General features: G+C 32.0%; 14 protein-coding genes. 12 read left to right on the top strand and 2 right to left on the bottom strand.

What is annotated here, in order from left to right:
* Positions 1-230 precede the first annotated feature (230 nt).
* The 12 genes from GXK57_RS05210 (at position 231) to GXK57_RS05155 (ending at position 9985) form a co-directional block, all read left to right on the top strand.
* A complete protein-coding gene (locus GXK57_RS05210) occupies positions 231-722 on the top strand; it encodes a GNAT family N-acetyltransferase (RefSeq protein ID WP_160672474.1) in 492 nt (163 codons plus the stop codon).
* A gap of 153 nt (positions 723-875) precedes the next feature.
* Positions 876-1292 (top strand): GNAT family N-acetyltransferase, encoded by a 417-nt coding sequence (locus GXK57_RS05205; RefSeq protein WP_160672471.1) that lies wholly within the window; start codon positions 876-878, stop codon positions 1290-1292.
* 145 nt (positions 1293-1437) lie between these two features.
* The gene (locus GXK57_RS05200) at positions 1438-2856 is read left to right on the top strand and encodes an ethanolamine ammonia-lyase reactivating factor EutA (RefSeq protein ID WP_243156374.1); all 1419 of its coding nucleotides are present in this window, start codon (positions 1438-1440) and stop codon (positions 2854-2856) included.
* A 158-nt stretch (positions 2857-3014) separates the two neighbouring features.
* Positions 3015-3500, top strand: a complete 486-nt coding sequence (locus GXK57_RS05195) for a GNAT family N-acetyltransferase (RefSeq protein WP_160672465.1) — start codon at positions 3015-3017, stop codon at positions 3498-3500.
* Between the two features lie 158 nt (positions 3501-3658).
* Positions 3659-5026 (top strand): ethanolamine ammonia-lyase subunit EutB, encoded by a 1368-nt coding sequence (locus GXK57_RS05190; protein ID WP_160672462.1) that lies wholly within the window; start codon positions 3659-3661, stop codon positions 5024-5026.
* 3 nt (positions 5027-5029) lie between these two features.
* On the top strand, positions 5030-5800 hold the full coding sequence (eutC, locus tag GXK57_RS05185; RefSeq protein WP_279285479.1) for an ethanolamine ammonia-lyase subunit EutC: 771 nt from the start codon (positions 5030-5032) through the stop codon (positions 5798-5800).
* A gap of 197 nt (positions 5801-5997) precedes the next feature.
* A complete protein-coding gene (locus GXK57_RS05180; RefSeq protein WP_243156373.1) occupies positions 5998-6282 on the top strand; it encodes a hypothetical protein in 285 nt (94 codons plus the stop codon).
* Between the two features lie 151 nt (positions 6283-6433).
* Positions 6434-6940, top strand: coding sequence for an HAD family hydrolase (locus GXK57_RS05175; protein WP_160672458.1), 507 nt, complete (start codon positions 6434-6436; stop codon positions 6938-6940).
* Positions 6941-7023: 83 nt separating this feature from the next.
* On the top strand, positions 7024-7611 hold the full coding sequence (locus GXK57_RS05170; RefSeq protein ID WP_160672455.1) for a GNAT family N-acetyltransferase: 588 nt from the start codon (positions 7024-7026) through the stop codon (positions 7609-7611).
* A gap of 38 nt (positions 7612-7649) precedes the next feature.
* Positions 7650-8210 (top strand): NUDIX hydrolase, encoded by a 561-nt coding sequence (locus GXK57_RS05165; protein ID WP_160672452.1) that lies wholly within the window; start codon positions 7650-7652, stop codon positions 8208-8210.
* 113 nt (positions 8211-8323) lie between these two features.
* Entirely contained in the window at positions 8324-9046 is a 723-nt protein-coding gene (locus GXK57_RS05160; protein WP_160672449.1) for an HAD family hydrolase, read from the top strand.
* A 366-nt stretch (positions 9047-9412) separates the two neighbouring features.
* The gene (locus tag GXK57_RS05155; protein WP_160672446.1) at positions 9413-9985 is read left to right on the top strand and encodes an HAD-IIIA family hydrolase; all 573 of its coding nucleotides are present in this window, start codon (positions 9413-9415) and stop codon (positions 9983-9985) included.
* Here the strand turns inward: GXK57_RS05155 and GXK57_RS05150 are convergent.
* Positions 9978-10367: a hypothetical protein gene (locus tag GXK57_RS05150; RefSeq protein WP_160672443.1), complete on the bottom strand. Its 390-nt coding sequence runs from the start codon at positions 10365-10367 to the stop codon at positions 9978-9980. The genes GXK57_RS05155 and GXK57_RS05150 overlap by 8 nt on opposite strands.
* A 711-nt stretch (positions 10368-11078) precedes the next feature.
* Positions 11079-12668, bottom strand: a complete 1590-nt coding sequence (gene asnB / locus GXK57_RS05145) for an asparagine synthase B (protein ID WP_160672440.1) — start codon at positions 12666-12668, stop codon at positions 11079-11081.
* Between the last annotated feature and the right edge of the window lie 290 nt (positions 12669-12958).

The following is a 12958-nucleotide window of genomic DNA, read 5'->3' as shown; positions in this document are numbered from 1 at the left end:
TAATGTACTAATAAAATACTAAATCTGTTTTCAAAGCTCATCTGGTTTCTGAGAGGAGCATTTGAAAATAGATATTATATTATAAGGTAATACATCTATAAGTATAAATAGAGTATTTATGGTTGTACCTTAAAATTCCATGTATAATATAATTAGGATTCTATGGAAAATGTATGTGGTAATATTAGAACAATATGACGATGATAAAAAATGTTGTGAGGAGAGAAAATATGATTAAACTGAGGTATCCATTAATTTCTGATGCAGAAGTATTTTTTAGAATACTTACAGAGGGAAAATTTGAATACTATTATGCTACAATTCCTGAAAGTATTGACTTAGAGAGAAAGTGGCTTGAAAGAAGAGAGTACAAAAGAAACAATAATTTAGAATATAATTTTTCTATTATATATAACAATGCTATAGTTGGTGGATGCGAAATAAGGATTGATCAGGAGAACTCCCACATTGGAGAGTTGGGATATTTTATAGACAGAGAATATTTTAATAAAGGAATTGCAACTGAGGTAGTAAAAGCATTAGAGAAAATTGCATTTGAAGAGCTTGGTTTAGTAAGACTTGAGATTAGGATGGATCCACAAAATAAGGCAAGTGAAAAAGTTGCCATAAAAAATAACTTTGAAAAAGAAGGATTGCTAAAAAAGGTTGTTAAGTTCCATAATGATTATTTTGACAATCTGCTATATTCAAAAGTTAAATAAAAATATATAGCTTCAATCTTAAGAATGATCTAATTTCAACTGAAAATCTCCTGTATAACTACTTATCTACAGTGTAATTTTAAATATACATAAAAACATAAAACACTAAAGAAATAAATATAATAAGTAAACTTTAAAAGAGGTGAAGAAAATATGATATATAAAGAAAATGCCCTACAATATAGCGACTACTATGAGTTAAGAGAAAGTGTAGGATGGAAGAATTTTTTAAGAGAACAAGCCGTCCAAGCAATTGATAATAGTATATATATTGTTGTTGCCTATGAGGAGGACCAACCAATTGGGATGGGAAGATTAATTGGAGATGGAATATATTACACAGTTGTGGATGTGGTTATAAGACCTGAGTATCAAGGAAAAGGTATTGGGAAAAACATAATTAATATGATATTAAAACATGCAGATAGCATTACTCCAATAGGGGGACGAGCAACCGTTCAACTTATTGCTGCAAAGGAGAAAGAACCCTTTTATGAAAAGATGGGATTCCAGAAGATTCCAGATGATTCTTCAGGTTATGGAATGAGGAAGCTTATATTGAAACCATAAAGGCAATGAGTAAGTAAAACCTGTATAAATTAAAAATTAGCGAAATCTAAAAATACTTTTCCTTAAAAATTATTATAGTAAAAGTGTTGGCTTGCAACATAGCAAATTTAAATTTTATTCATATTGTAAAGAGGTGAGAAATGCCTTGGAAAATGTAATATATAGCATAGGCGTAGATATTGGAACTTCGACTACAGAAGTTATATTAAGCAGGCTAAAGCTCAAAACCATTGTAGGACCTTCCTTAATAGAAGAAACTGTTATCGAGGACAAAGAAGTTATATATAAAAGCCCTATTGAATTTACACCTCTTTTAGATGTTGTAACCATAGATTTTCAAAAGATAAAAGTTATTGTAGAGAAAGCAATTAAACAAAGTGGCATAGAGAAAAATAATATCTCTACTGGAGCCGTGATTATAACCGGAGAAACTGCTAGAAAGGAAAATGCTAGTGAGGTGTCTCATAAGCTTTCAGAGTATCTAGGAAGCTTTGTTGTAGCCACAGCTGGACCTAAGCTTGAAGCACTACTTGCTGCACAAGGGGCAGGAGCATCAGAGTTGTCAAAGAATCTTAATAAGAAGGTAATAAATCTTGATATCGGAGGAGGAACAACTAACATAGCAGTTTTTAACTATGGAAGTTGCCAAGATACCTTTGCCCTAGATATTGGTGGTAGGCTTATTAGATTTGACCCTAAAGGAAGAGTTATTTATATTTCCAGAAGAATTGAATTCCTTCTAAAGCATATGAACCTAGACATAAAACTTGGGGCTAAGGCAAGCTTATTGGAGCTTAAAGCTTTATGCTTCAAGTTAGCTCAGTGTTTATTAGAAGCTTCTTGCTTAAGTAAATTAACCAAGGAAACAAGTATATTATTCATAACTGAGGAGCCAAAGCCTTTTGCAGCAGATCTTATCAGCTTTTCAGGAGGAGTTGCAGAATATATAGGAACAACAATTGAAGACACGAAGTTTGAAGCTTTAGCAAGACACAATGATATTGGACCTCTTTTAGGCATATGTATAAACGAAGTTTTTAATAATTATAAAGATAAGATTATACTGCCTAAGGAAAGAATAAGGGCTACAGTCATTGGAGCAGGAAATCACTCATTAACCATAAGCGGAAGTACCATTGCCTTTGATAAAAGCATATTGCCTCTTAAGAATATACCTATAATTAAACCTTTTATTTTTGATGAAAATATGAATGAAATATTTACTATGGGAAGGAAATATATAAGCATCTATGAAAATACTGCAGTAGCTCTTTCTTTTGCTGGTCCTAAAAGTCCAAGTTACCAGGAGTTAAAGGTAATTTCTAAGGAGATTATAAAGCTCTATGAAGAAATCCCTGGTCCAATAATTGTAATATTAGAAAATGACTTTGCAAAGGCCTTAGGACAGATGATGTCTTTAATGCTTAAAGAAGAAAGAAAAATTATATGCCTAGATAAAATCTCTACAAAAAATGGAGATTACATAGATATAGGGCTACCAATAGGCAATGCTATTCCAGTAGTTATTAAGACGCTGGTTTATAGATATACCAATTCAAAATAAAGCTTTCAATGAACCAACGATGCTTTATTTTAAAGTAGTATGTATATATAAATAGGTACCGCTTCAATCCTAAAACATTTCTAAAACTCCTTTAGTTTTAGAGAGGATAATTTGAAAATAAAAATTTTAATAACTGCTAAAGCTAAGGGGGATTTAATATGAAATTACATATAAATAAGATTAACCTTAAGGATGTAAAGCAAATCACAAAATGGGTGTATAAAGAACCATATTCAATATATAGCATGGATGAAAGTGAAGAGTGCATACAAGAACTTCTTAAGGGAAATTATTATACAGTTCTTGATAGTGAAAATAATATTATAGGATATTGTTGCTTTGGCGAAGATGCTCAGGTTCCAATAGGAAATATCTTTGGGGCTTATGATTGCAAGGGTTATACTGATGTTGGTTTAGGGATGAAGCCTGATTTGTGCGGTTGTGGACTAGGTATTGAATTTCTTAAGGCTATTCTAGACTTTGCTAAAGATAAATTAACAGCAAAGGCTTTTAGACTAACTGTAGCAGATTTTAACAGCAGAGCAGTAAAAATATATGAAAGAACTGGATTTAAAAAAGTTAGTTCTTTTGAAAGAAGCTCTAAGTTTGGTAACATTGGATTCTCAGTTATGATTCTTGAGTAAGCTGGAACTATCTTTGAGCTGGATAAGCGTATAAGAAAATATAAGTGCTGCTTATTAAAAAAATCCAATGACCTAGAGTTTTTTACAATGTATCAATTATTATTCGTATAGTATATATATTTAATTTAAGTCAAAAGCGGTTATTAGGGGGATAAGCTATGAGGTTGAAAACAACTCTTTTTGGAAAGGTATATAACTTTTCAGATATAAAGGAAGTTCTTGCAAAAGCAAATGAAGAAAAGTCTGGTGATAATCTGGCTATGATAGGTGCAAGCTCAACAGAGGAAAGAGTGGCTGCTAAAATTGTTCTTTCAGAGTTGACAATAGCAGATTTGAGAAATAATCCAGCGGTTGATTATGATAAGGATGAAGTTACAAGAGTGATTCAAGATGGTGTAAATGAAGAGGTTTATAAGAGTATAAGATCTATGACTATAGGAGAATTTAGAGAATTCCTACTAGAGAAGACGGGGGAGGAAATAAAAGCTGTAAGAGATGGACTAACTTCTGAGGTTATTGCTGGTGTAACTAAGCTTATGAGCAACATGGATCTTATATGTGCCTCTAGGAAAATAATAAATACAGCAACCTGTAACACTACCATAGGAGATTTAGGAACCCTCGCAGCAAGACTTCAGCCTAATCATCCAACTGACAACCTTCAAGGAATAATGGCATCGGTTATGGAAGGGATAAGCTATGGAATAGGTGATGCAGTAATTGGTCTTAACCCAGCAATAGATTCAATTGAAGGAGTTTCAAATATATTGAAGGCCTTTAAGGAATTTATGAATAAGTTTAAGCTGCCAACTCAAAATTGTGTACTAGCACACATAACCACTCAAATGGAGGCTCTTAAAAAGGGAGCTCCAATGGATTTGATGTTTCAAAGCATAGCTGGATCTGAAATCTCAAACAGAGCTTTCGGTATAGATGTGAAATTACTAGATGAAGGGTATCATCTAATGAAAGCTCACAAGTCTTCTAAAGGAGATAACTTCATGTACTTTGAAACAGGACAAGGTTCTGAATTATCCTCAGAAGGGCATAATAGGGCGGATCAGCTTACCATGGAAGCAAGGTGCTATGGATTAGCAAAAAAATATAAGCCTTTCTTGGTAAATACAGTGGTGGGGTTTATAGGACCAGAGTATCTTTATGATGGAGCACAAGTGATAAGAGCAGGACTTGAGGAGCATTTTATGGGCAAGCTTACTGGACTTTCAATGGGAGTAGATGTTTGCTATACAAATCATATGAAAGCAGATCAAAATGATTTGGAAAATCTAGCCTTACTATTGGCACAAGCAAACTGCAATTATTTTATGGGAGTTCCTGGTGGAGATGATGTTATGCTAATGTACCAATCCACAAGTTATCATGATATTGCTACCTTACGGGAGATAACTAATAAAAGACCTATAAAAGAGTTTGAAATGAGACTTAATGAGCTTGGAATAATGCAAGATGGCGTATTGACCAGTAGAGCTGGAGATCCATCAATATTTCTAAATATGGGGGTGTAAGCTGTGGAAGATTATCTTATAGATAATAAATACGAAGAAGATTTAAATTATAGTGCCTCTACAGACAAACAGGTAGACAACGAAGCTTGCCTTATGCTAAAGCAAGCAACCCCAGCAAGAATTTGCTTAGGTAGAGCTGGAAATAGATATAAAACAAGCACCTATCTAAGGTTGCGGGCAGACCATGCTGTTGCTATGGATGCAGTATGGTCTAATGTAGATGAAAATGTAGTTGATGAGCTTGGATTTTTTAAGGTGCAGACCTTGGTAAAAGATAAGGAGCAATATATAACAAGGCCAGATTTAGGAAAATGTTTTTCAGAGCAAGTAATAAAATATATAAAAGAAAACTGCATCAAGGATGTTGATGTGCAGATCATCGCCGGTGATGGTTTAAGTTCTCCAGCTATAAATACTAATCTAAAAGAAATATATCCAATGATAGTTGATGGAGTGAAAGCTAAAGGCTACAGGCTTGGAACTCCTATATTTGTTAAGTACGCAAGAGTTGCTACCATGGACAAAATAAGTGAAGACTTAAATGCAAAAGTTACTCTTATATTGATAGGAGAAAGACCAGGACTAGCTACAGGAGAAAGTATGAGCTGCTACATGGCCTATGAAGCCAGTAGCAAAAAGCCAGAATCCCAAAGAACAGTAATATCCAATATACACAAAAATGGAATGCCTCCAGTAGAAGCAGGGGCACAAATCGTGCAACTAATAGAAATACTGTTGAAGGAGAAGAAAAGCGGTATAGAGCTGAAGCTTTAGTAAATTATGAAGTGCTTTTAGAATTATGCCTTAACAATACAGCTTCTTCACTCTATTCCATATAGAAAAATCATTTAATACTAAATGCTCGATCATATGGTATCTATTGTTTTTACACCTCAATTTCAGCAATAATCTTAAATTGAGCCTAATTATAAAACTAAAAGATGTAATTCTAAAAGAGTGGTGAGATAAAAATGAAAGAAGAAATTAGTAACTATTTAGATAAATTTGAACAATCAACAAAGCAAAGGTTTTTAATATTACATGAAATTGTACTCAGCAGTACTTCTCAAAACATAGAGGAAAAACTATGGGCAAAACTACCATCCTTTTATGTTAAGGATAATTTTGTTCGTATCATTCCCTTTAAGGATCATATTAATGTGGAGGCAAAAGCAGTAATTTTCCATAAAGATGAGCAACACCTAAAGGTATGCTACAAATTTTTAATAAGCAAGAGCTTCCTATTGAACTGTTAAGAATAATTTTTAAAGAGAGTTTTGAAGAGAAACTATAATTTGTTTTTATAAGAATATAATGAATTAATTATAGGATCAAGAAAGATGAAGCTAGCTTGAATACAAAATATAATGATTTTTTATTATAACTTTGAAGATAAGGAGCCTATTTATGATAAAAGGGATATTATTTGACTGGCACGGTGTTTTAGTTGAGAAAGATAAAAGTGGTAACGAAAGAATGGGATATATCTATAATAGACTATTACAGAATAGAGCTACAAAAGAAGAAATTATAGAGCTTGTTACATCATATAAAAAATATGAGCCCTTATGGGCGGTGCTACCTATACTAAAGGAGCACTTTAAAATGTGTGTTGTGAACAATGGACCGAAAGCAACATTTCATTACTGGGACCAATACTATGGTTACTCTGAATTTATGGACTTTGTTAATTCAGAGATAGAAGGTGCAGAAAAGCCACAACCAGAAATATATAAGATTGCATGCAAAAGGCTGGGAGTTCAGCCAAATGAAGTTATATATATGGATGATAGTTGCGGATTTCCACAAGAGACTGAAGCTTTAAATATGAAATTTATACACTGGAATACAACAAAAGATGGTTTTAGAGAATTTAAAAAATATTTGAATGAAAATACAAAGGTACGGATCTAATTGTTTTATTATCTGCAATTATGTTAATTCACTATTATTATACGGAACACATCACAAAATAATTGATTAGATAGGGAGAGAGAATGTTAGTTAGAGAATACAAAGATACTGATAATTATGAATGGGTAAAGTGTAGGGTATTGTCTTTTTTAGATAGCGCATATTTCGATAACGTGCTCCGTGAAAAAGAGCATTATAAGAATCCTTCTGTGGAATTAGTTGCAGAAGTTGATAATAAGATTGTTGGATTAATAGATGTAGAATATGAAAGACAAAAAGGCACTGTATGCTATAACAGCACTGAATTAGGTGGAGTAATATGGCATATAGCAGTACTACCAGAATACAGAAAATCAGGTGTGGCAACCATGTTGCTAAATGAAGCAATAGATAGATTGAGAGCTAAAGATATAAAAAAGCTTGAGGCTTGGACTAGAGATGATAAATGGGTAAATGATTGGTATAAGAACAGAGGTTTTATATGGAAGGAGTCCTATCTTCATGTTTATGCTGAAGGTAGTGAATGCGATAAGATAGCAAAGTCCACTATTAATAAGTTATTTACATGCAGTAGTTTTAATCAATATATAGGAGAAGATAAAGAAACAATCAGAAAATCCTTTAAAAGAGTACATGAGTGCAATTTATATGAGCTAGAGTTAAATTATTAAATTCCCATATTATTATATGTAAGAATGTAGGTGGAAGCATGAATTGGATTGACCAAATAAAAGAATTTACTCCTTTTGATGAACAGGAGAAAAAAGATAAGGCATTAGTTCTGAAGTATATAAATTTATTTGATGATATTTTAAGTAGGGATAATGAGCTTATACATATAACAAGCTTTGGTTTTGTGATAAACAAAACTAAAGATAAAGTACTTATGGTACATCATAACATATTTAAAGCTTGGTCTCTACCTGGTGGACATGCAGATGGTAATGAAAATTTATTGAACGTTGCTATATCGGAAATTAAGGAAGAAACAGGTTTGGAAGAAATTGTTCTATTATCAGACAAAATAACTTCTTTAGATATTCTCTCTGCATCAGGGCATTTTAGAAGGGGAAATTATGTTGCGGCACACCTACATATTTCCGTTGTATACTTATTCCAAGCTGATGATAATATGAAAGTTAATATTAAGCCAGATGAAAATAGTGATGTAAAATGGTTGCCAATATACGGACTAGATAAATACTTAACTGAACCCAATATGAAGAAAATCTACTACAAGATAATATCTAAAATTGAAAATAAGGTCTAGAATATTTATAAGTAAAGATTGTAAAAAAATTCACAGATGTTTGTTATAATATAAACATGGAAAAAATTAATATACTAACTTAAAGATATTGGGTAAAGGTGAGGAGATAACTTATGTACAAGAATTTTATATTTGATTTGTATGGAACCTTAATAAACATTCATACAAATGAATCAAAAAGCATGCTTTGGAAGAAGCTTTCACTGTTTTATAGTTACAATGGAGCTATATATAAACCTAGCGAATTGAAACAAGCATATTTAGAAGAAGTTGATAAGAAACTTAAAGCAAATAATAAAACAGAATATCCAGATATAAAATTATCAGAAGTTTTTAAGAAGCTATATGAGGATAAAGGGATAGAAGTGGACGAGCAGTTAATCAGTTACTCTATGAGATTGTTTAGAGGATTGTCTACAGAATATATAAGTCTGTATCCAGGTGTTAAAGAACTATTAACAGAATTAAAGGCAACAAATAAAAAGATATACATGCTATCAAATGGACAAAGAGAATTTACTGTTCCTGAATTAAAATATTTGGGAATACATGACTATTTTGATGGTCTATATAGTTCTTCAGATATTGAAATATGTAAACCAGATAAGGCATTTTTTGATTATCTTATAAATAATGAGAACCTAGATAGAGAAGAAAGTATTTTTATTGGCAATGATCACCTATGTGATGTTGAAGGTGCAAAAGCTGCTTCGTTAGATTGTCTTTATATTCATAGTAACCAATCTAGAAAAGTCACAAAGGTAGATAGTGATTATCTTATTTGGGATGGAGATGTGAGTAAAATTCTTAAGACACTGACCTCAAAGGATAGATAAGCTTAAAAGGTATTAGATTAGTATACATAGTTATTTACCACTTCATATTTAAATTTATATTATTAAGCTTTCATCTAAGAGGCAATGGGAGCTTTAAAAATAGTTTTTGGATTGAAGTGGTACATATTCATTAGTAGAATTATAAATTACACATAAATAAAAGAAGAAATTATGGCTTATATATTAAGAAGTAATATATTCCATTAGCTTGTTTTACTGTTGATGATTTTCAAAAATGCAGATAAGGCAGAGGCTAAAACATATAAGCTTATCAAGGTTTATTCACCTATACTGAGATAAGAAGAATTTCCAAGCAATTAACTAAAGAAGGCCAATTTAGTGAAAGTTTCTAGGAGGTTTAAGCTTATGAATGAGAAAAATAAGGCTGTGTTTTTAGACATGCAAGGTACCTTAGGAGGTACAGGTATAGACGATATTTCAAACTTTGATTTCTATCCATTTGCTATAGAGGCTATAAAAGAATTAAATAGAAATGGTATATTAGCTGTTTTAACAACTAATCAGAGCAATATCTCAAGAGGGTACTTATCACAAAAGGATTTTGATTATAAGATTTTGCTACTAAAAAGAAAGCTTTGTGAAAATGGTGCACACCTTGATGATGTATACTGTTGTCCCCATACTAAAGAGGATAATTGCAGCTGTAAGAAACCTTTCACAGGCATGGTGGACAAGGCTGTTAAGAAACTTAATATTGATGTGAATAATAGCTTTGTAGTAGGAGATATGGGTATGAGCGATATTGTCCTTGCTAGAAATGTTGGGGCAAAGGCTATTTTAGTTTTGACAGGAGTAGGCAAAGGTAGCTTATCAGAGTTTAGACATACTTGGGAGCAGTACGAAGCTGATTATATCGCTGAAAATATACTTGAAGCGGTAAAATGGATTTTGAAAACTTCAAATGAAAATTCTATTTAACCTCTAATTCTAATTTGCCATTTTCATCAATGTTATTAATAACTACATTGGTATTCCCATGATAACCTTTTTCTAAATATCCCACTACATATTCCTCATGAGGATTGTTTTTATTATCTTTGTAGGTTAAAATTATTGCATTTTCTCCATCAAAACTATTAGTATCAATAGCGCCAGTCCAAGAAGCTTTGGCTCCTATTTGGGAAATAGCTTTTATTACATTACCAGCCTTATACTTTAGCTCTAATCTCTCAATAGCTACATTTGTAGTATTATTAATTGAAATCTTATATCCACTATTAAAACTAAATTTAGCAATTCCTATAACTGATAATATGAACGTTATTAAACCAACTATTGCAATTTTAGTTAATTTACTCATAAACCCTCCTAGTTACTGTATTCTATTAATCAAATCTCAAGAATAATTACTAATAATAGGCTATATAAAATTTGTCTAAACTATACAGCCTAGCCTTTATATTTTTACCTTAGTATATATAATGGCAGAGTACTTTTAATAAGCACATTTCTACCTCTGACTATTTCTTTATCTTTATTAAAATCACAATACATTATTTCAATTTATATAATTTACAACATAGGTATAAGGATATTATAACACAGGATTTACCAATTAATACCGGTTGATAATTGAGTAGTAAAAAATATAATTTTTACTTTTAAGTTCTAATCTGAAAAACTAAATACAACTTTAATTCTAGTATTAGACTGAATCTCTGAAGCCTACTTAAAGCAATAAAAAGCATAGGTAGTATATATAAAATATAAGAATGTTCTTTTAGTATTGAATAATGCAATGAAGAAATCAATATGTAGTAATTGGAATAGTTTGATTTTAGGAGATATAATCATAAGTAATTGATTTAGAATAGTAAATTAATGTGAGTCAAAGGTTATAAATATAAATGTGGGTATGTAAATAGAGTAGAGATATAAAAAAATCACCTATCAAAACTTAAGAAGTTATGTTAGGTGACTTTTCTATATTAGCCCAATAGATTTTTTATTCTTCTGTTGTAAGTGTTGCTTAGACTTACAACAGAGAAGCATATAAATTTAATCATAAATATTATAGTCCGCTAGCACCGTAGTTTGACAATACTCTAGCACTTGGATCGTCTACGTTACAGCCTTCCCATTCCTTGTTTGGCATCCAGAAGTCCTTTATCATTTCTGCTTGACCTGGATAATATTTTTCAAAGATTTCTCTGTATAGTAAAGATTCTTTTGTGAATGGTTGAGCATGATATTTATACTTTTCGCATAGCTTTTCGAAGGCTTCATCACTGTATTGTTTTTCTGCATATTCCTTAAGGTAGTCTACCATAGAATGTCCTACAGCATCGCTGAAGGCTGCTTTTTCACGGTATAAAATACTTTGTGGTAGATAGTCACCTTCAAAGGAATGTCTTAGTAGGTATTTACCCATGTTGTATTTGTTCATTTTCTTTTCAGGGTCAATAGCCATAACATACTTAACAAAATCTAAATCTCCAAATGGAACTCTTGCCTCCAAAGAGTTAGAGCTTATGCAACGATCTGCACGAAGTACATCATACATAAATAGCTCTCTGATTCTCTTTTGAGATTCCTTTTGGAATTGATCTGCACTTGGAGCAAAATCAGTGTATTTGTAACCAAATAACTCATCAGAAATTTCACCAGTTAAAAGTACTCTTACATCAGAAATCTCATGAATCTTTTTGCAGATTAGATACATTCCGATACTAGCTCTTATTGTAGTTATATCGAAGGTTCCAAGAAGCTTTATAACTTCTTCAAAGGATTCAAGAACTTCTTCCTTAGTCATATAAACAACAGTGTGATCGCTATGGATGTAGTCAGCTACTTCTTTGGCATATTTTAAATCTATAGCATCCTCAGTCATACCTATAGCGAAAGTCTTTATTGGCTTATCTGGGTACATTTTTTGAGCTATTGAACACACTAGAGAGCTATCTAAGCCACCACTTAGTAAGAAGCCTACAGGAGCATCAGCATCCATACGTTTTTCTATAGCAGCTACAAGCTTGTCATGAACGTTTTGACAAATAGTATCTAAATCATCTTTTAAGTAATCACCGTCTACAGCAGCTATATCACAGTAGCAAGTGAATTTTCCATCCGCATAATAATGTCCTGGAGGGAATGGCATGATCTTATCTGTAAGTCCAACTAAGTTCTTAGCTTCGCTAGCAAACATTATTTTCCCAGATTCAGAGTAACCGTAGAATAGAGGACGGATTCCTATTGGATCCCTTGCTGCTATGAAGATGTCCTGTTCTCCATCATAGATAACCGTTGCATACTCTGCATCAAGTTTTGAAAACATATCTAAACCATATTCATAGTACATTGGAAGTAACACTTCACAGTCACTATCTGATATGAATTTGTGTCCCTTTGCTATTAGATCTTCTTTTAGCTTACGGAAACCATATATTTCACCGTTGCAGATAGAAGCATCTCTCTTTCTTGTAAAAGGCTGCATTCCGCTAAAGCTTAAGTCCATGATAGCAAGTCTTTGAAAGCCTAGGATACCAGAAGGTAAAGTTAGAATTTCAGTCATATCTGGACCTCTTAACTCAGTTCTTTGTAAAGCCTCAGCAAATTTCTCATGTTTCATGTCTGTTCCTGTATAACACATAATAGTACACATATTAATACTCCTCCCCAAATTTAAAATATAATCTTTAATATAATTTTTAATAGTTATTTTGAACATCTGCTTTTCCCAATAAGTGCAGGGAGAGTGTAGCAGTAAGTTAGTTTTCTTCTTTTTTTCTCATGATGGTAATGTTGATTGTTTTTGCATAATTATCCATGGATTTGTATAAAATATAATTTTTAAGTAGCTGCCATTTATGAAAGTATGTGAAGAAATTCTTTCAAGCAGCATATATTTACTTATTAGCCAATCATACATAACTCTATGTTTATAATAAAAAT

Origin of the sequence: Clostridium sp. C8-1-8, assembly GCF_009928445.1 — a bacterium.
GTDB lineage: Bacteria > Bacillota > Clostridia > Clostridiales > Clostridiaceae > Clostridium_AR.
The sequence above is the reverse complement of the archived record's forward strand: the minus strand, read 5'-3'. Positions and strand labels throughout refer to the sequence as shown.